General features: G+C 72.8%; 16 protein-coding genes and 1 riboswitch. Of the genes, 8 read left to right on the top strand and 8 right to left on the bottom strand.

Going from position 1 to position 18,303, the window contains the following annotated elements:
- Positions 1-15 precede the first annotated feature (15 nt).
- The gene (locus tag ACFVFQ_RS17550; protein ID WP_383416189.1) at positions 16-390 is read left to right on the top strand and encodes a hypothetical protein; all 375 of its coding nucleotides are present in this window, start codon (positions 16-18) and stop codon (positions 388-390) included.
- On the opposite strand, the gene ACFVFQ_RS17555 is transcribed toward ACFVFQ_RS17550, so the two are convergent.
- Positions 362-1,594: a cytochrome P450 gene (locus ACFVFQ_RS17555; RefSeq protein WP_383416193.1), complete on the bottom strand. Its 1,233-nt coding sequence runs from the start codon at positions 1,592-1,594 to the stop codon at positions 362-364. The genes ACFVFQ_RS17550 and ACFVFQ_RS17555 overlap by 29 nt on opposite strands.
- Before the next feature lie 278 nt (positions 1,595-1,872).
- Here ACFVFQ_RS17555 and ACFVFQ_RS17560 point away from each other — a divergent pair, with 278 nt between their 5' ends.
- Positions 1,873-3,042 (top strand): steroid 3-ketoacyl-CoA thiolase, encoded by a 1,170-nt coding sequence (locus ACFVFQ_RS17560; RefSeq protein ID WP_383416196.1) that lies wholly within the window; start codon positions 1,873-1,875, stop codon positions 3,040-3,042.
- On the opposite strand, the gene ACFVFQ_RS17565 is transcribed toward ACFVFQ_RS17560, so the two are convergent.
- From ACFVFQ_RS17565 to ACFVFQ_RS17590, 6 genes are all read right to left on the bottom strand, one after another.
- Positions 3,026-3,964 (bottom strand): ECF transporter S component, encoded by a 939-nt coding sequence (locus tag ACFVFQ_RS17565; protein WP_383416200.1) that lies wholly within the window; start codon positions 3,962-3,964, stop codon positions 3,026-3,028. The genes ACFVFQ_RS17560 and ACFVFQ_RS17565 overlap by 17 nt on opposite strands.
- The gene (locus ACFVFQ_RS17570; protein ID WP_383416203.1) at positions 3,961-5,589 is read right to left on the bottom strand and encodes an ABC transporter ATP-binding protein; all 1,629 of its coding nucleotides are present in this window, start codon (positions 5,587-5,589) and stop codon (positions 3,961-3,963) included. Before ACFVFQ_RS17570 ends, ACFVFQ_RS17565 begins: the two co-directional genes overlap by 4 nt.
- Before the next feature lie 102 nt (positions 5,590-5,691).
- The gene (locus ACFVFQ_RS17575; protein ID WP_383416207.1) at positions 5,692-6,855 is read right to left on the bottom strand and encodes a CbiQ family ECF transporter T component; all 1,164 of its coding nucleotides are present in this window, start codon (positions 6,853-6,855) and stop codon (positions 5,692-5,694) included.
- Positions 6,852-7,571 (bottom strand): SCO2322 family protein, encoded by a 720-nt coding sequence (locus tag ACFVFQ_RS17580; RefSeq protein WP_383416210.1) that lies wholly within the window; start codon positions 7,569-7,571, stop codon positions 6,852-6,854. The genes ACFVFQ_RS17575 and ACFVFQ_RS17580 overlap by 4 nt, the downstream gene beginning before the upstream one ends.
- Complete coding sequence (locus ACFVFQ_RS17585) at positions 7,571-8,941, bottom strand: prenyltransferase/squalene oxidase repeat-containing protein (protein ID WP_383416216.1); 1,371 nt, start codon at positions 8,939-8,941, stop codon at positions 7,571-7,573. Before ACFVFQ_RS17585 ends, ACFVFQ_RS17580 begins: the two co-directional genes overlap by 1 nt.
- A 195-nt stretch (positions 8,942-9,136) precedes the next feature.
- Positions 9,137-9,221: riboswitch (cobalamin riboswitch) on the bottom strand.
- Between the two features lie 253 nt (positions 9,222-9,474).
- A complete protein-coding gene (locus tag ACFVFQ_RS17590) occupies positions 9,475-10,542 on the bottom strand; it encodes an MBL fold metallo-hydrolase (RefSeq protein ID WP_383416222.1) in 1,068 nt (355 codons plus the stop codon).
- 360 nt (positions 10,543-10,902) lie between these two features.
- Between ACFVFQ_RS17590 and ACFVFQ_RS17595 the strand changes: the two genes are divergently transcribed.
- Both ACFVFQ_RS17595 and ACFVFQ_RS17600 read left to right on the top strand, forming a co-directional pair.
- On the top strand, positions 10,903-12,354 hold the full coding sequence (locus ACFVFQ_RS17595) for an aldehyde dehydrogenase (RefSeq protein WP_383416225.1): 1,452 nt from the start codon (positions 10,903-10,905) through the stop codon (positions 12,352-12,354).
- Positions 12,354-12,587, top strand: coding sequence for a ferredoxin (locus ACFVFQ_RS17600; protein ID WP_383416228.1), 234 nt, complete (start codon positions 12,354-12,356; stop codon positions 12,585-12,587). Before ACFVFQ_RS17595 ends, ACFVFQ_RS17600 begins: the two co-directional genes overlap by 1 nt.
- 185 nt (positions 12,588-12,772) lie before the next feature.
- Here ACFVFQ_RS17600 and ACFVFQ_RS17605 read toward each other — a convergent pair whose 3' ends face one another.
- Positions 12,773-13,396: a TetR family transcriptional regulator gene (locus ACFVFQ_RS17605; RefSeq protein WP_383416231.1), complete on the bottom strand. Its 624-nt coding sequence runs from the start codon at positions 13,394-13,396 to the stop codon at positions 12,773-12,775.
- A 238-nt stretch (positions 13,397-13,634) separates the two neighbouring features.
- Between ACFVFQ_RS17605 and ACFVFQ_RS17610 the strand changes: the two genes are divergently transcribed.
- From ACFVFQ_RS17610 to ACFVFQ_RS17625, 4 genes are all read left to right on the top strand, one after another.
- On the top strand, positions 13,635-15,038 hold the full coding sequence (locus tag ACFVFQ_RS17610; protein WP_383416234.1) for a glycosyltransferase family 4 protein: 1,404 nt from the start codon (positions 13,635-13,637) through the stop codon (positions 15,036-15,038).
- Positions 15,039-15,113: 75 nt separating this feature from the next.
- On the top strand, positions 15,114-15,941 hold the full coding sequence (locus tag ACFVFQ_RS17615; protein WP_383416237.1) for a class I SAM-dependent methyltransferase: 828 nt from the start codon (positions 15,114-15,116) through the stop codon (positions 15,939-15,941).
- A complete protein-coding gene (locus ACFVFQ_RS17620; protein ID WP_383416240.1) occupies positions 15,938-17,008 on the top strand; it encodes a prenyltransferase in 1,071 nt (356 codons plus the stop codon). Before ACFVFQ_RS17615 ends, ACFVFQ_RS17620 begins: the two co-directional genes overlap by 4 nt.
- Before the next feature lie 188 nt (positions 17,009-17,196).
- Positions 17,197-17,763: a hypothetical protein gene (locus ACFVFQ_RS17625; protein ID WP_383416243.1), complete on the top strand. Its 567-nt coding sequence runs from the start codon at positions 17,197-17,199 to the stop codon at positions 17,761-17,763.
- Positions 17,764-18,303 lie beyond the last annotated feature (540 nt).

An 18,303-nucleotide genomic window follows, 5' to 3' on the forward strand; every position in this document is an offset into this window, starting at 1 on the left:
GGACGGAGGGGGCCCATGAACGACGAGACCGGCGCGGGCGGGGACGTCCGGATGGCCGAGGCGATCAACGAGATCGAGGGCTTCCTGCTGTGGGAGGCGGAGCGGGAACGGGCCCGCGCGCGGGCGGACGCGTTCTGCGCCCGGCTGCCCTGGCTCACCACCGCCCAACGGGAGGACGTCGTCGCCCACTACTGCCGCGAGCAGCACGAGACCTCCCGCTCCTACCTGGAGCGCATCGCGGCCCGCAGCGCCGCACTGCGGGCCGAATACGAGGCCGCCTACCGCACGTTGCGCCGCCGGATGGTCCTCGCGCTGCTCAGCATCGGCGTACTGGAGGTGCTCGCCCTGGCGGTGCTCACCCTCACCGGTAGCGCACCCGGAGTTCCTTGACCCCGTTGAGCCAGGCGGAGCGCAGCCGTCGCGGGTCGCCGGCCAGGGAGATCCCGGGCACGGCGTCCGCGAGGGCGTTGAAGATCAGGTCGATCTCCAGGACGGCGAGGGACTTGCCGAGGCAGAAGTGCGGTCCGCCGCCGCCGAAGCCCAGATGCGGGTTGGGGTCGCGGGTGATGTCGAAGAGCTCGGGGTGGTCGAAGACGTCCGGGTCGTGGTTGGCGGAGGAGTAGAAGATCCCCACCCGCTGGCCCTTCTTGATGCGCGCGCCGCCCAGTTCGGTGTCCTGGGTGGCGGTGCGCTGGAAGGAGACCACCGGGGTCGCCCAGCGCACGATCTCCTCGGCGGCGGTCGACGGGCGCGCGCGCTTGTAGAGCTCCCACTGCTCGGGGTGGGTGAGGAAGGCGTGCATGCCGTGGGTGATGGCGTTGCGGGTGGTCTCGTTGCCGGCCACCGCCAGCAGCAGCACGAAGAACCCGAACTCGTCGGAGCCGAGGTTCCCCTCGTGCTCGGCGGCCACCAGCTTGCTGACGATGTCCTTGGCCGGGCACTCCTTGCGGGCCGCGGCGAGGTTCATCGCGTAACCGATCAGCTCCATCGCCGCGCCCGTGCCGACCTCCTCGGTGATGGCCAACTCCGGGTCGTCGTAGGCGACCATCTTGTTCGACCAGTCGAAGATCCGGGCCCGGTCCTCCTGCGGGATGCCGATGAGCTCGGCGATCGCCTGGAGGGGGAGCTCGCAGGCGACGTCGGTGACGAAGTCGCCGGTGCCCTTGTGCCGGGCCTCCTCGACGATCTGCGCCGCCCGCCGGCGCAGGGCGTCCTCCAGGGCGCGGATGGCCCGCGGGGTGAAGCCGCGCTGCACGATCTGCCGGACCCGGGTGTGCTCGGGCGGGTCCATGTTCAGCATGATCAGCTTCTGGACCTCGATCTGGTCGCGGGAGATGGCCTGGTTGAAGCGGATGATCGAGGTGTTGAGGTTGGCCGAGAAGACCTCCGGTGCGGTGGAGACCTCCTTGACGTCCTGGTGACGGGTGACGACCCAGTAGCCGTCGTCGTCGAAGCCGGCGATGCCGTGCGGCTGGGCGTTCCACCACACCGGCGCGGTCCGGCGCAGCCGGGCGAACTCCGGGAGCGGGACCCGGGACTGGTAGACGTCGGGGTCCGTGAAGTCGAACCCATCGGGCAGCGCGGGGCAGTGCATCGGCGACTCCTGGTCCAACGACGGCTTATCGCCCTGACGGCACCGTCACCCGACACGTTCTCTGACGGCCCATCAGATGCAGTTCGCGGTGAAGGTAATGACGCGTTCTCCAAGTGGCAAGGGTCACGGCAACGCCACTTGCACACAAGGGCGTTGCAGCCCTCTTGCGCCGCACCGGGCGGCTCACGAGACTGTTCGCAGAACTAGAACGCGTACTAGTTCTTCCCTCCGTGGCCGCCCCGACGCCCACGGACGCGAGGAGAGGACGAGCTAAAGTCATGGCCGCCGAACCCGTCATCGTCGAAGCCGTACGCACCCCCATCGGCAAGCGCCAGGGCGCGCTCGCCAACCTCCACCCCGCCTACCTCCTGGGCGAGACGTACCGCGAACTCCTCGCCCGCACCGGCCTCCAGCCCGACTGCGTCGAGCAGATCGTCGGCGGCACCGTCACCCACGCCGGCGAACAGTCCATGAACCCGGCCCGCAACGCCTGGCTCACCATGGGCCTGCCCTACGAGACCGCGGCCACCACCGTCGACTGCCAGTGCGGCTCCTCCCAACAGGCCAACCACATGGTCGCCAACATGATCGCCGGCGGCGTCATCGACATCGGCATCGGCTGCGGCGTCGAGGCGATGTCCCGCGTCCCCCTCGGCAGCGGCTCCAAGCACGGCCCCGGCAAACCCTGGCCCGAGGAGTGGAACGTCGACCTGCCCAACCAGTTCGAGGCCGCCGAACGCATCGCCCGCCACCGCGGCCTCACCCGCGACAACGTCGACGCCCTCGGCCTGCTCTCCCAGGAACGCGCCGCCACCGCCTGGGCCGAGGAACGCTTCAAGCGCGAGACCTTCGCCGTCCAGGTCCCCACCACCGAGGACGAACAGGCCGCCGGGCAGGGCATGTGGCGCCTCGTCGACCGCGACGAGGGACTCCGCGACACCACCATGGCGGCCCTCGCCGGCCTCAAACCCGTCATGCCCACCGCCGTCCACACCGCCGGCAACTCCTCCCAGATCTCCGACGGCGCCGCCGCACTGCTGTGGGCCTCCAAGAAAATGGCCCGCGCCCTCCGCCTCACCCCGCGCGCCCGCATCGTCGCCCAGGCCCTCGTCGGCGCCGACCCCCACTACCACCTCGACGGACCGATCGACGCCACCCGCGCCGTCCTCGGCAAGGCCGGCATGTCCCTCAAGGACATCGACCTCGTCGAGATCAACGAGGCGTTCGCGTCCGTCGTCCTCTCCTGGGCCCAGGTCTTCGACCAGGACCTCGCCAAGGTCAACGTCAACGGCGGCGCCATCGCGCTGGGCCACCCCGTCGGCGCCACCGGCGCCCGCCTGCTCACCACCGCCCTGCACGAACTGGAGCGCCGCGACAAGGAGTTCGCCCTGATCACCATGTGCGCCGGCGGCGCACTGGCCACCGCGACGATCATCCAGCGCCTGTAGCGCGCCCGTCCCGCGCCGGCCGCTCCGCCGGGCCCGACGCCACCGGCGCCTCCTTTGACGCGCCCTCCGCCACACCCGACGGCCCCGCGAACGCCACCGGCGCCTCGAACGCCGCCCGGCGGGTGGCCCGGCGCAACGCCCGCAGCACCGTCCCCCCGAGCGTCAGCGTGCACACCACCGTCACCACCGCCCGCGGCAGATCCCACCCCAACGACGTCGCCAGGCAGTACGCCAGAAACCGCGGCAGGTTGGCCGACAGCGGATCACCCGCCACGAACGACACCCCCGACGCCAACCCGCCGAGATACGGCCACCCCTGGAGGTTCATCACCGTCCCGTAGGCCACCGACGCCACCGCCCCATACCCCGCCAACAACACCAACTCCCGGCGCCCGCGCCACCGCCCGGCACCCGGCAACAACCCCGCCCCCATCGCCACCCACCCCATCGACAACATCTGGAACGGCATCCACGGGCCCACCCCACCCGTCAACAACGCCGAGGCGAACATCGCCACCGACCCCAGCACAAACCCGAACCCCGGCCCCAACACCCGCCCCGACAACACCATCAGGAAGAACATCGGCTCGATCCCCGCCGTGCCCGCACCCAACGGCCGCAACGCCGCCCCCGCCGCCGCCAACACCCCCACCATCGCGATCGCCTTCGCATCCAGCCCCGGCGCCCCCGACGCCACCCCCGAAGAACCGTCCGCGATCGTCGCCACCACCACCGCCAACAACAACGGCAACAACGCGGCGAACAACCACGGCGCATCCTGCGAATGCGCCAACCCCGACCCGGAACCGGCCAACAACGGCCACCCGAAGGCCACCACCCCGATCGCCGACACCAGACACAGCGCCACCACCGACCGCGGCCCGAGCCGAACCGCCCGCACCCGCCCCACCGGCGCCCTCACGCCGACGCCCCCGCCAACGAGCGCGCCACCTGCGACACCGTCAACCACGGCAACGGCGACAACACCTTCGCCACCTGCGGCGCGAACGCCGGCGACGACACCACCACCTCCTCGGTCGGACCGTCCGCCACCACCTCGCCCTCCGCCAGGATCACCACGCGGTGCGCCAACTCCGCCGCCAACTCCACATCGTGCGTCGCCAGCACACACGCCTGCCCCTCGGCGGCCAACTGCCGCAACACCTCCACCAACCGGGCCTTCGCCGGGTAATCCAGCCCCCGGGTCGGCTCGTCCAACAACAAAAGCGGCGGCCGCGCGGCCAACACCACCGCCAGCGCCAACGCCAACCGCTGCCCCTCCGACAGATCCCGCGGATGCGCCGACGCCCGCACCCCCGGCAACAAGTGCGCCACCAACCGGGCACACCGCCCCTCGGGCGCCCCCGCATCCCGATCCGCGGCCGCACACTCCGCCGCCACCGTCTCCGCCGACAACAGATCCCGCGGCTCCTGCGGCACCAGCCCCACCCGACGCACCAGATCCCGCGGCCGCGTCCGGTGCGGCACACAACCGCCCACCCGCACCGACCCCGACGCCGGCTCATGCATCCCCACCAGCGTCCGCAACAACGTCGACTTGCCCGCCCCGTTACGCCCCATCAACGCGACCGTCTCACCCGGCCGCACCGACAGCCCGACCCCCTCCAACACCGGCACCCGCCCCCGACGCACCCCCAACCCCTCGACCACCGCGACCGGTTCCGCACCCGCCGCCGGCCGCCCCACCGCACCCGCCGACGGCACCGTCGCCCCCGACAACCGCTCCCGCAGCCCGGCCGCCTTCCGCCGCGCGTCCCGCACCGACAACGGCAACGGCGACCACCCCGCCAACCGCCCCAACTCGACCACCGGCGGCCGCACCGGCGACGCCGCCAACACCCCCGCCGGCTCACCCATCACCGGAGCCGCACCCGGCCCCGGCAGCAGAATCACCTGGTCCGCGTACTGCACCACCCGCTCCAACCGGTGCTCCGCCATCAACACCGTCGTCCCCAGATCGTGCACCAGCCGCTGCAACACCGCCAGCACCTCCTCCGCGGCCCCCGGATCCAACGCCGACGTCGGCTCGTCCAACACCAACACCTTCGGATGCGCGGTCAGCACCGAACCGATCGCCACCCGCTGCATCTGCCCGCCCGACAGCGTGCCGATCGCCCGGTCCCGCAACTCCGCCAGACCCAACAGGTCCAACGTCTCCTCGACCCGGCGCCGCATCACCTCCGGCGCCAACCCCAACGACTCCATGCCGTACGCCAATTCGTCCTCGACGGTGTCGGTCACGAAGTGCGCCAACGGGTCCTGGCCCACCGTCCCCACCACATCGGCCAACTCTCGCGGCGGATGGGTACGGGTGTCCCGCCCGTCCACCGTCACCCGGCCGTGCAACGTACCGCCGGTGAAGTGCGGCACCAACCCGCACACGGCGTTCAACAGGGTCGACTTGCCGACCCCCGACGGCCCGACGAGGAGACACAACTCCCCCTCCGGCACGGTCAGATCCACCCCCTGGACGGCCGGCTCGGCGGCCTCCCCGTAGGTGACCGAGACCTGCTCGAAGCGGATCACTGCGCGGCTCCTTCAACAACTTCCGGCAACGTCAAACGTCCGGCGACGTCCGACAACTTCACCAACGGAATCAACGGATCGGGTCTTTCAACGATCGGTCTCTCAACGGATCGGATCCCGGTCGGCAGCGCGGCGACCGGCCGGGCCGACGCCCGACGCCCCACCGCCACCGGCGCGCGCCCCGGACACCACCGGCGCCGGCGCCGCCACCGCGGGCACCAGCCCCACCAACAACGACAACGCCGGCCACAGCGGCAACACCGGCGCCGTCAACGGCACCGCCGGCGGATGCAGCGCCCCCGGCGCATAGCCGTTCGCCGCGATCATCAACGCCGCCACCGCCACCCCCGAACCCGACACCAACCAGGCCCGCACACCCCACCGTTCGGGCCGGTACCGGGTCCGCACCGACCGGCGCCCGCCCAACCACAACCCCGCCAACGCCGCCGCCAGACCGGCCGCCAACAACGGCAACCCATAGCCGCCCCCGGCATCCCCCAACAACCCGTACGCCCCCGCACACACCCCGAGCAGCCCGCCCAACGTCAACACCGCCGTCAGCCGCCGCACCGCCCGCGGCACCTGCGCACTCCGGCCGTAACCCCGCGCGTCCATGGCCGCGGCCAACGCCACCGACCGCTCCAACGCGCCCTCCAACACCGGCACCCCCACCTGCAACAACGCCCTCGCCCCACGGTCCGGCCGCCCCCGCAACCGCCGCGCGGCCCGCAGCCGTTGCACATCCGCCACCAGGTTCGGCGCGAACGTCATCGCGACCACCACCGCCACCCCCGCCTCATACAGCGCACCGGGCAACGACTTGAGCAACCGCGCCGGATTCGCCAACGCATTGGCCGCCCCCACACAGATCAACAACGCGGCCAGCTTCACCCCGTCGTACAGCGCGAAGACCATCCCCTCCGCCGTCACCCGGCCACCGACCCGCACCCCCTTCGCCCAATCCGGAAGCGGGAGTTCGGGCAGCGTCACCAGCGTGTGGGTACCCGGGATCGGCGAACCCAGCACGAACGCGAACACCAACCGGATGCCCAACACCACCAGCGCCAGCTTCACGAACGCCCCGTACGAACGCGCCCACGGCGCATCCGTCCGCCGCACCGCGACCACATAACCGGCCACCCCCACCAACAGCCCCAGCAGCAACGGATTGGTGGTCCGCGACGCCGCCGTCGCCAACCCCAGCGCCCACACCCACCAGGCGCCGGCGTGCAGGGCGGTACTGCGGGTGGCTCGCGGGGCGCTCATCCGCGCCGCCGGCGCGCCTGCCACACACCGGCCGCGCCCAACACCACCACGGCACCGACCCCACCGATCAGCCCCGCCGACGGACCCCCGTCGTCGTCCTTGCCGCCCTCGCCGCCCTTGCCGCTGGCACCGGGCTTCGCCGTCGAACCCGACGAACCCGTCGAACCCGTCGAACTCGCCGACCCCGTCCCGCCGTCGCCGGCCACCTGCTCCGCGCACCCCGACCGCGGATAGCCCGCGATCGCACACAGCAGCGCATTGGCGTCGTACCGCAACGGCTTGGCCACCGCGGCCAACGCCTCACCGGCCGGGGCGTCCGCCGGCACCCGCGCACAGCCCGACCGCGCCGCCGGCGGACGCTCGCCCGACGGCGCATCCGCCGCCGTGCCGAAGTCGACCACCACACCGACCCGCTTGGACCCGGCGCGCGCCGGCGTCCCGTCGCACAGCGCGGCGAAATCCGGGGCGGTGCGCGGGGTGGCCGCCTTCGCGGAGTCCGCACTCACCGTGAAACGGAACCCCACGACGGCCCCGTCGGCCGGCCGCGCGGTCCCGGGCCCCTCCGTGGCATACGCCCACGCAGCGCCCTTACCGTCCCCCTTACCGTCCCAGAACGACCAGTACCGGTACTGGCCCTGCGCCTGCGCCGGCCCGGCACCCAGACCGGCCACCGCCCCCGCCAGCACCAGCGCCCCGGCGGCCCGCCGCGCCCGCATCACAGCCCGGTCTTGGACTTGTTGCGGCCGCTGATCAGGAAGCCGACGCCGGCACCGATGGCCAGCCCGACGCCGATCACCCACCACACCCCGATACCGCCGCCGCCTGCGTCCGTGGCGTCGTCCTGCGCGTCCTGGTCCGCGGCCGGCGACGCCGCGTCACTGCCGGCCGGCGCGGGCCCGGTGGCGTTCAGCGCGGACACCAGGTCGGTGCCGCCGAACGACCGCGGGTCGGCACCGGCGGCATGCGCCGCGAAGATCAACTGCGCATAGGCGGCCGGACCGCCCTGCTTCGCCCAGCCCGCCGCGTTCTTCTCCAGCCACCCGAGCGGCTTCTGCGCGGCCGCACCGTGCCCACCGGCCGCCAACGCCACCACCGCATCGGCGGTGTTGCCCACATCGGGCTGCTGCTCGGCACCCGGCATCGCCGACTTCAGATGCTGCCCGGCGGCGTCCAACTGCCCGACCAGCCACCCGGCGCCCCCGTCCGCGACCGCGCCCCGCGCCTTGGCGCCGCTCCCCGACGCGCCGTCCTTGTCGCCCTGCGCACAGTCCAACGCCTTCACCGGCCGGTCCGCATCCTTCGCCGCCGGCGCCACCACGAAGCCCTTGCCCAGCGCCCCGGTGACCGCCGCCGCCGTCGCGTCGGCGTTCGGCGCCGCGTTCTTCAACTGGAAGGTGAACGCCCCGCGTTCCCCGTCCTTCGCCGCACACCCCAGCCGGAACCCCAGCAACGCGTCGTACGGCGACTTGCCGCCCTTCCCGCCCTTCGCCGTCACCGACTCCGGCTTCTCACCCGCCGCGGCGAGCGCCCCGATCACCACGGCCGTCGAGTTGGCGTCGCTCACCTCGCCGCCCTGCCCACCGGGCACCGAGCCCCAGCCGCCGTCCTCGTGCTGCACGGACTTCAGCCACCGCACGGCCTTGCCCACCGCGTCCCCGTGCCCCCCGAGCGCCGCCAGCGCCTGCACCGCGGCCGCCGTCTGGTTGGTGTCCCGCAGCGTGCCGGCGTCACACCCCTTGCCGGGGTCGGCCCGGAACGCGGCGAACGCCCCGTCCGCACACTGCTGCCCCGCGAGCCAGTCCACCCCGGATTTCGCCGGCCGCACCCCCACCGTGTGCTGCGCCAGCATCGCCAGCGACTGCCGCCACACCCCGTCGTACTGCGGGTCCTTGCTCCCGTACAGCCCCTTCGGCAACTGCTGCTTCTGCTGCTGCCCGTCCGCCCCGTCGGCGAACGCGGCGGGGGCCGCGGCACCGGCCAGCACGACGGCGGTCGCCACGGTGGCCAACGCCGAAGCGGCGCGGCGCGCCCGGGGGGCGGCGGAATGCGACTGCGGCGCGGGGGCCTGGGGAGCCATGGGGGCCATCGGGGGGTGCCTCTCGGATCGGTCGGGGTCGCGGCCGGGCCACGAAGCCGAGCCGCACTCGGGCGACCGCCCGCGCGCACCCCGGGGTGCGGCACGGTGGCACCGGGCTCAGTTCCGTAAACCTCGACGGTGCCGCGCACCGGCCGTCCCTACGCGTGGCGGGGCCGGTGGCGGGAGCCTTGGTCGTGCCCGGTCGGGTGCTCCGACTCGCACGCCCACGCCGCCAGGCGCGGCCGTACTCACGGTTGCGGGTCAGTGCCGGATTTCCACCGGCTTCCCCCGATCGGGTACGGATGAAGTTGTCCCGCACACCTTAACGCTCCGGCGGCCGCCCCCTCACGCCGTTGAGGCACCTCGCTCCTGCTCCCCCTCCCGCTTGCGCCTCGCTCGCCGCCGCCTCCTCCTTATTCCGGCAACGAACGCGGGGCGCCCGGGAGTTCCACGTTCCGTAACTGATTGTAATCGGGTAGTGAAGGGGGGCGTGTGGCGATGTGGACGAGGGGGTGTCCGGCTATACGACCACGTGCCACGTACTAGACGGCCACGTAGTGGACCGGGTCCGAGCCCGGTACCGGCTCCGCGTGGCCGCGCTTGATCAGGTGGCGGAGGTGGGCCTCCGCTTCGGAGACGGCGATGTTGCGGGAGCCGGGGGGTATCCGTTCCCAGGGGCGGTTCCACTGCATGGCCGTGGCGAGCTGCCAGGCCGTGAGCGGCTCGCGCAGCAGCGCGCGGAGGTCGGCGAGGCGTTCCTCGTGGTGCGCGATCAACTCCCGGACGCGTCCCGCCGCGTCCGGGAAGGCGTGCTGGTGCGCCGGCAGTACCTCGGCCGGCGCGAGGCGGGCGACGCGTTCCAGGGAGTCGAGGTAGTCGCCGAGCGGATCGCCCCGGTCGAGCAGGTCGGACGGCACGTCGTCGGGGTCCTCGTAGAGCCCGATGTGCGGGGTGATGCTCGGGAGCAGGTGGTCCCCGGAGAAGAGGCGCCCGAAGCCGGTCGGGGTGGGGGAGGGGTTCGCCGGGTGGGCCTCTTCCAGGTGGAGGCAGACGTGGCCCGGGGTGTGGCCCGGCGTCCAGATCGCCCGGACCCGGCGACCGGGGAGGGCGAGGAGCTCGCCGGGCGCGATGTCCCGGTCGGGCAGGGCGGGCCGCGGCCCGGGCAACTGCCGTTCGCGGCGCCGGGCGCGGGCGGCCCGCAGGGGCTCCATGTGCGCGTTTGGCGCCCCCGCCGCGGTGAGCTTGGCGACGAGGTAGTCGAGCCACTGCCCCGGTTCCGCCGCGCGGGTGCGGCGGACGACCGCCGTGTCCGCGGCGTGCATGGCGACCCAGGCGCCGGAGGTCTCCCGCACCTTCGCGGACAGCCCGTGGTGGTCCGGGTGGTGGTGGGTGAGCACCACGCCGTGGACGTCGGCGGGCGCGAAGCCGCAGGCGGTGATGCCTGCGGTGAGGGTGTCCCAGGAGGCGGGGTCGTCCCAGCCGGTGTCGATGAGCACCGGCCCGCGGTCGGTCTCCAGGAGGTGGACGAGGGTGTGGCCGAGGGGGTTGTCCGGGATGGGGACGGCGATGCTCCACACCCCGCCCCGGTGGTCGATCACCTGCGGTGCCATCGGTCCCGCCCCCTCCTGTGCCGTTGTCGCCGTCAACGTATAACGAGAACGCGTCACGAAACGAGAACACGTTCCTGTATGAGGCGGAACGTCCGTGTCGTGGCGGGGAGTTGGGTGGGGTGGGCGGGCCGGGATGCGCGTCGGCGCCGTGGACTCCGCGACGGGGAACTGGTATCAGTTCTGGGGCGACGTCTTCTGATGAAGCGTCAGAAACGTACGCGCCGCAACAGACATCGGGCGGTCCGCCGCAACAGGCCGACCAGCAGCCGACAACAACCGTCCAACAACCCCGGGGCCGACCAACAGCCCATGGCGTACGGAGTGTCTTCAGACCGTCGAGACCGTCGGGAGGCGGCAGCGATGAGCGACCTCGTCGAGCACGGAAAGCTCTATATAGGCGGTGAGTTGGTCGATCCGGCCGGCCCGGACACGATCGAGGTCGTCTCGCCGCACACCGAACGCGTCATCGGCCGGGTGCCGCACGCCGCGCGCGCCGACGTGGACCGCGCGGTGGCGGCGGCCCGGGCCTCCTTCGCGTCGGGCGTGTGGGCGAACGCCCCGTTGGACGAGCGAATCGCCGTGGTGACCCGGATCAAGGACGCGTTCGCCGCGCGCAGCGAGGAGTTCGCGCGGGTGATCGGCGCGCAGAACGGGACGCCGGTCACCTCGGGCGTCATGGTGCAGTCGCTGGCCGCGATGATGGTCTGGGACGCGGCGCTCACGGTGGCGCGGGAGTTCACGTTCGAGGAGCGGCGCGCCGGAGCGCTCGGACCGCTGCTCGTGCGCCGGGAGCCGGTGGGGGTGGTCGCGGCCGTGGTGCCGTGGAACGTCCCGCAGTTCACCGCGGCGGCCAAGCTGGCGCCGGCGCTGCTGGCCGGGTGCTCGGTGGTGCTGAAGGTCTCGCCGGAGACGCCGTTGGACGCGTATCTGCTGGCGGAGATCGTGACCGAAGCCGGGCTGCCGGACGGGGTGTTGTCGATCCTGCCGGCCGACCGGGAGGTGAGCGAGTACCTGGTCGGGCACCCGGGTGTGGACAAGGTGTCGTTCACCGGGTCGGTGGCGGCGGGCAGGCGGGTGATGGAGGTCGCGGCCCGCAACCTCAGCCGGGTGACGCTGGAGTTGGGCGGCAAGTCCGCTGCGGTGATCCTGCCGGACGCGGACCTGGACGCGGCGGTGGCCGGGATCGCGCCGTTCGCCTGGATGATCAACGGGCAGGCGTGCGTGGCGCAGACCCGGATCCTCGCCCCGCGCAGCCGGTACGACGAGATCGCCGAGCGGTTCGCCGCGGCGGCGGGGGCGTTGGCCGTCGGCGACCCGCTGGATCCGGCCACCGAGATAGGCCCGCTGGTCACCCGTCGGCAGCAGCAACGCTCGTTGGACTACATCGCGTTGGGGCAGCAGGAGGGCGCCAAGGTGCTGGCCGGCGGCGGGCGCCCGAAGGGGCAGTCGACGGGGTGGTACGTCGAGCCCACGCTCTTCGGCGGGGTCGACAACGGGATGCGGATCGCCCGGGAGGAGATCTTCGGGCCGGTGATCTGCCTGTTGCCGTACGGGGACGAGGAGGAGGCGGTGCGGATCGCCGACGACTCGGAGTACGGGCTGTCGGGGTCGGTGTGGACCGCGGACACCGGGCGCGGCATCGAGATCGCGCGACGGGTGCGGACCGGGACGTACTCGGTGAACACCTTCAGCATCGACATGCTCGGGCCGTTCGGCGGCTACAAGAACTCCGGTATCGGGCGGGAGTTCGGGCCCGAGGGGTTCGCGGAATACCTGGAGCACAAGATGATCCACCTGCCGGCGGGTGCCTGATGGGTGAGCGCTGGCGGGTGGCGGTGGACCGGGGGGTGTGCATCGGGTCGGGGCTGTGCGCCGGAACCGCACCGGAGCGGTTCCGGTTGGACGCGGCCCGGCAGTCACACCCCGTGGAGCCGGAAACCGAGGCCGCCGACGACGTGTTGGCGGCGGCGGAGAGCTGCCCGGTGGAGGCGATCGCGATCACGGGGGCGGGGAGCGGGGAGGCGGTGTTCCCACCGGAGGAGTGAGAGGAGGGGGCGGGGCGGGGGCGTGGGCCCGTAGGGGGTGGGGTGGGTGGACCCGTAAGGGTCGCGAGGGCCCCTTGCGGGCCAACTACCCAGTGATGCGGGGAAGTTAACGGGCCGCCGGCACATCGAGGGATTGGCTCAGGGGCAGGTCGCCCCGTTAACGGGGCCGCGCTAACGGGGCCGCGTTAACGGGGCACCGTCAAGTCGATCAAGCGGCAGACGGTTTCGATGTCGATCTTTACCTGGGCGATCGAGGCGCGGCCGGAGAGCCAGGTGATCAGGGCGGAGTGCCAGGTGTGTTCGATGACCCGGACCGCGGAGAGCTGTTCGGGGGTGGGCGGGCCGTCCAGGCCGATGGCGTCGAGGATGATCGCGGTGGTGAGCCGGGAGACGGTGTCGACCTCGGGGCTGACCGAGCGGTCGGCGAAGGTCAGCGCCCGCACCATCGCGTCGGCCAGGTGCGGTTCGCGTTGCAACGCGCGAAAGGCCCGCATCAGCGTCTGCGCGACCCGGGCGCCGGGGTCCTCCTCCGACGGGGGGCGCTTGCGCAGCGTCTCGTGCATGTGCTGGAGCTGGTCCTGCATGGTGGCGACGAGCAGGTGCACCTTGGACGGGAAGTAGCGGTAGAGGGTGCCGAGCGCGACGCCGGAGGATTCGGCCACCTCGCGCATCTGGACGGCGTCGAAGCCGCCGCGGCCGGCCAGTTGGGCGCTGGCGTGCAGGATGCGGCGGCGCCGGGCCTCCTGACGTTCGGTCAGGGGAGGACTCGCCGGAAGCGCCGGCCTGGCCGCCTTGGATCCCGTAGTCATGTGTCCCATTCCGTGGCTTTCCGTCCGCGATGCGGTGAGTGCCGGTGGTGCGATCGGCACAGCATGGCAGGGGCCGGGCCGTGGCGCGAATCACCCGGTGTGGCTCTTTCCGCTCCGTTCCCGGCCGGTAGATTCGCATACCGGTGAACTGATCAGTAGCTTTGCAGTTCTGAAACTTGTTCTAGATTACCGCCAGCGGTTACGCTCCGGCGAAAGTCCAGTGAGAAGGGGGCCGTGCGTGACCGCTGAGGCCGTCCAGGAAGCCGCGCCCCGCCCGGCGGAGACCCCCTCGGACCGTGAGCGTCCCCTGCGGATCGCGATGCTCACGTACAAGGGGAACCCGTTCTGCGGCGGTCAGGGCGTCTACGTCCGGCACCTCTCGCGTGAACTGGCCCGCCTCGGCCACACCGTCGAGGTCATCGGCGCCCAGCCGTACCCGGTCCTGGACGACGGACCCCTCCTCGTCGAGGGCGAGTCGGGAGAGGGTGGCGCCCCCCGGACGGCGTCCGGCACAGTGAGCCTGACCGAGCTGCCCAGCCTCGACCTCTACCGCCAGCCCGACCCGTTCCGCACGCCCGGCCGCGACGAGTTCCGCGACTGGATCGACGCCCTCGAAGTCGGCACGATGTGGACCGGCGGGTTCCCCGAACCGCTGACCTTCTCGCTGCGCGCCCGCCGCCATCTCGCCGCCCGCCGCGGCCAGTTCGACGTCGTCCACGACAACCAGACCCTCGGCTACGGTCTGCTCGGCGGGCCCGCCGCGCTCGGCGCCCCGCTGGTCACCACCATCCACCACCCCATCACCGTCGACCGCCGGCTCGACCTGGCCGCCGCGCAGGACTGGAAGCGGCGCGTCTCGGTCCGCCGCTGGTACGGCTTCACCCGCATGCAGAAGCGGGTGGCTCGGCGGCTGCCGTCGGTGCTGACCGTCTCCGGCTCCTCCCGGCAGGAGATCGTCGACGACCTCGGGGTCCGCCCCGACCGGATCCACGTCGTCCCCATCGGCGCCGACACCGACCTCTTCCGCCCCGACCCGAGCGTCCCCGAGGTGTCCGGCCGGATCGTCACCACCTCCAGCGCCGACGTCCCCCTCAAGGGGCTGATCCACCTCGTCGAGGCGCTGGCCAAGGTGCGCACCGAGCACCCCGACGCGCACCTCGTGGTGGTCGGCAAGCGCGCCGACGGCGGGCCGGTCGCCGCCGCCATCGAACGGCTCGGCCTGTCCGGCGCCGTCGAGTTCGTCAAGGGCATCACCGACGCCGAACTCGTCGACCTGGTGCGCGGCGCCCAAGTCGCCTGCGTGCCCTCCCTCTACGAGGGCTTCTCACTGCCCGCCGCCGAGGCGATGGCCACCGGCACCCCGCTGCTGGCCACCACCGGCGGCGCCATCCCCGAGGTCGCCGGGCCGGACGGCGAGAGCTGCCTCGCGGTGCCGCCGGGCGACGCCGGGGCGCTCGCCGCCGGCCTGTTGCGGCTGCTGGGCGACGAGCCGCTGCGCCGCCGGCTGGGCGCGGCCGGCCGGGAGCGGGTGCTGGCCCGCTTCACCTGGCGGCAGGCCGCCCTCGGCACCGCCGACCGCTACCGCGAGGCCATGGACCGCCAACGGGCCGGTGCCGCCGCCCGGTTCGCCGGTCGCCGATGACCCACGCCCCACCGACCGCCCGCCGCCACCGCCGTACCTCTCCCCGCCCCTGACCGCCGGACGAAAGCGAACGCCGTGCTGACCGTCGACTTTTCCCGATTCCCGCTCGCCCCGGGCGACCGCGTCCTGGACCTGGGGTGCGGCGCGGGCCGGCACGCCTTCGAGTGCTACCGGCGGGGCGCGCAGGTCGTCGCCCTGGACCAGAACGGCGACGAGATCCGCGAGGTCGCCAAGTGGTTCGCGGCGATGGAGGAGGCCGGTGAGGCCCCGACGGGCGCCACCGCCACCGCCATGGAGGGCGACGCGCTGGCGCTGCCGTTCCCCGACGCCAGCTTCGACGTCGTGATCATCTCCGAGGTCATGGAGCACATCCCGGACGACAAGGGGGTGCTCGCCGAGATGGTCCGGGTCCTCAAGCCCGGCGGCCGGATCGCGGTCACCGTGCCGCGCTACGGCCCGGAGAAGATCTGCTGGGCGCTGTCCGACGCCTACCACGAGGTCGAGGGCGGCCACATCCGCATCTACCGCGGCGACGAACTCCTCGACAAGATGCGCCAGGCCGGCCTCGAACCGTACGGGACGCACCACGCCCACGGGCTGCACAGCCCCTACTGGTGGCTCAAGTGCGCCTTCGGCGTGGACAACGACGGTGCGCTGCCGGTGAAGGCGTACCACAAGCTGCTGGTCTGGGACATCATGAAGAAGCCGCTGGCCACCCGGCTCGCCGAGCAGGCCCTCAACCCCCTCATCGGCAAGAGCTTCGTCGCCTACGCCACCAAGCCGCACCTGCCCGAGGCGGCGGCCGCGCCCGAGCCCGAGGCGGCCGCCCAGCCCGCGGCGAAGCCCGCCGCCCGGCGCACCCGGTCCACCAAGCCCGCCGCCACCCGCGGGGCCGCCAAGTGACGAGCCCCGGGCGCACCGAACGGCTCGTCCTGCCGGGGGTGCTCACCGCCGACCAGGCCGCCCACACGGTTGCGGGCATCCTGGCGACCCAGCGCACGGACGGCGCCATCCCCTGGTTCCGGGGCCACCACCTCGACCCGTGGGACCACACCGAGGCCGCCATGGCGCTGGACGCGGCCGGCGCACACGAGCGGGCCGAGGCCGCCTACGACTGGCTGGTCCGGCACCAGAACCCGGACGGCTCCTGGTACGCCGCCTACGCCGACGGGGACGCCCAGGCACCCACCGACCTCGGCCGGGAGACCAACTTCTGCGCCTACCTCGCGGTCGGCGTCTGGCACCACTTCCTCTCCACCGGCGACGAGACCTTCCTGGACCGGATGTGGCCGGCGGTCTACGCGTCGATCGAGTACGTGCTGGAACTCCAGCAGCCCGGCGGCGAGATCGGCTGGAAGCGTGAGGACGACGGCACGCCCGTCCGCGACGCGCTGCTGACCGGCTCGTCCTCCGTCTACCAGGCACTGCGCTGCGCCCTGGCGCTGGCCGAGCAGCGCGAGGAGCCGCAGCCCGACTGGGAGTTGGCCCTCGGTCGGCTCGGCCACGCGATACGCCACCACCCCGAGCGGTTCCTCGACAAGTCCCGCTACTCCATGGACTGGTACTACCCGGTGCTGGGCGGCGCGGTGCGCGGCGCGGCGGCCCGGGCCCGGATCGACGCGGAGTGGGACCGCTTCGTCGTCCCCGGCCTCGGCGTGCGCTGCGTGTCGCCCAACCCCTGGGTCACCGGCGGCGAGAGCGCCGAACTGGCCCTGGCCCTCTGGGCGATGGGCGAGTCCGACCGGGCGGTGTCGATCCTCGGTTGGATCCAGCACCTGCGCGCCGAGAACGGCATGTACTGGACCGGCTACGTCTTCGAGGACGAGGCCATATGGCCACGGGAGTTGACCTCCTGGACGGCCGGTTCGCTGCTGCTGGCGGTGGCCGCCCTCGGCGGCGACGAGGCGACCACCTCGGTGTTCGGCGGCGAACGGCTGCCCACCGGGCTGGCGCCGGACTGCTGCCGCTAGCGGGGGGCGCCCCTGCGGCGCCCCCGCGACGCCCGCGCGGGGCGCGGGAACCGGCCACCCCCGGTTGGCCGTTTACCGGTGGCGGCCCCCCCGGCGGGCGGGTCAGGCTGCGGACGATGTTCCCCAGCCGAGACGTTCGCCAGCCGAACCGAGCCCGCCGGAGGCGTGCCGTGACCGTTCCCCGCGCCGTGTCCGTTCCCCCCGTCCGCAACCCCGCCGCCCTGCGCAGGGCCGTCGTCGCCCTGCTGTTGGCCTGCACGCTGACCCTGGGCGCCGTCGCCTGCGGCGGCTCGAAGAAGAACGAGGGCGGCGCCAGCGGCTCGCCCAGCCCCAGCACGTCCTTCGAGAAGCAGAAGTTCGCCAAGACCCGCTTCGTCACCAACGCGGGCCTGGCGGCCGGCGCCACCTACAAGTGGATCATCAAGCCGTACAAGGAAGGCGGCTTCAAGAAGGGCGCCGAGCACCGCAAACGGACGCTGATCAAGGCCGGCCTGGCCGGCGCCTTCACCTACAACCGCCTCAAGGCGGCGGTCCGCAACGCCCAGGGCGACCCGACGCTCTCCAAGGCCCTCGCCCCGCTCAACAGCGGCATCGACTCCCTCAAGAACCTCGGCACGAAGCTCCGCAAGGGCGAGGCCAGCCCCGACGACGTCGGCACGTTCCAAAACGTCATCGGCAACGTCAAGGACGCGGGCAAGAAGAACGGGGCTACGGTGACCGACCAAGTGCCCAGCGCCTCGCAACTCGGCGGGTAATTCCCAGGTTGTTGGCTTTCCCGCCGTGGGCCTGCGGCCGGCTGCACCCCACGTTGTTGGCTTTCCCGCCGTGCGGGGTGCTGTTGTTTGCGCCTTGCGGCGCGGGCGGTGCCGCTGCGCGGGGCGGGGCGAGTTGTGTCCGCTGCGCGGGGCTGTTGGGTGCGGTGACGGGCCTCCGGGGGCGGTATGCCAGACTGCTTCGCTTTACGTCTGGCATACCGCCCCCTCCGACCCGTCCCCTCCCGTTGGGGGTGGTTTTCCCTGGGTGGGGGCTGGCCCTTGCGGTCCCCTGACGGTCGTTGCCTGGTGTGGCCGGGGTCGCCCGTCCTCGTACGGTCACCGCCGGGTCGCTGGGGCCGCCCGTCTGCTGACGGTCACCACGCAGACTCACGCGTCCTTGTCCGCTGACGGTCACCACTCAACCCAGCGCCCCGAGTTGGCCCACCGACCCGAGTTGTTCCCGAGGGTCGAGTTGACCCAGCGGCCCGAGTTGGCCCACCGGGCGGACGTGGCACCCACCCGTTTCTCCCACCCCCCACG

This window comes from Streptomyces sp. NPDC057743 (assembly GCF_042798755.1).
Lineage (GTDB): Bacteria > Actinomycetota > Actinomycetes > Streptomycetales > Streptomycetaceae > Streptomyces.

Excerpts from the sequence above, each read along its gene's own strand:
- ACFVFQ_RS17550 (WP_383416189.1), top strand. The coding sequence starts at position 16 with ATGAACGACGAGACCGGCGCGGGCGGGGACGTCCGGATGGCCGAGGCG.
- ACFVFQ_RS17555 (WP_383416193.1), bottom strand. The coding sequence starts at position 1,594 with ATGCACTGCCCCGCGCTGCCCGATGGGTTCGACTTCACGGACCCCGAC.
- ACFVFQ_RS17560 (WP_383416196.1), top strand. The coding sequence starts at position 1,873 with ATGGCCGCCGAACCCGTCATCGTCGAAGCCGTACGCACCCCCATCGGC.
- ACFVFQ_RS17575 (WP_383416207.1), bottom strand. The coding sequence starts at position 6,855 with ATGAGCGCCCCGCGAGCCACCCGCAGTACCGCCCTGCACGCCGGCGCC.
- ACFVFQ_RS17580 (WP_383416210.1), bottom strand. The coding sequence starts at position 7,571 with ATGCGGGCGCGGCGGGCCGCCGGGGCGCTGGTGCTGGCGGGGGCGGTG.
- ACFVFQ_RS17585 (WP_383416216.1), bottom strand. The coding sequence starts at position 8,941 with ATGGCCCCCATGGCTCCCCAGGCCCCCGCGCCGCAGTCGCATTCCGCC.
- ACFVFQ_RS17590 (WP_383416222.1), bottom strand. The coding sequence starts at position 10,542 with ATGGCACCGCAGGTGATCGACCACCGGGGCGGGGTGTGGAGCATCGCC.
- ACFVFQ_RS17595 (WP_383416225.1), top strand. The coding sequence starts at position 10,903 with ATGAGCGACCTCGTCGAGCACGGAAAGCTCTATATAGGCGGTGAGTTG.
- ACFVFQ_RS17600 (WP_383416228.1), top strand. The coding sequence starts at position 12,354 with ATGGGTGAGCGCTGGCGGGTGGCGGTGGACCGGGGGGTGTGCATCGGG.
- ACFVFQ_RS17605 (WP_383416231.1), bottom strand. The coding sequence starts at position 13,396 with ATGACTACGGGATCCAAGGCGGCCAGGCCGGCGCTTCCGGCGAGTCCT.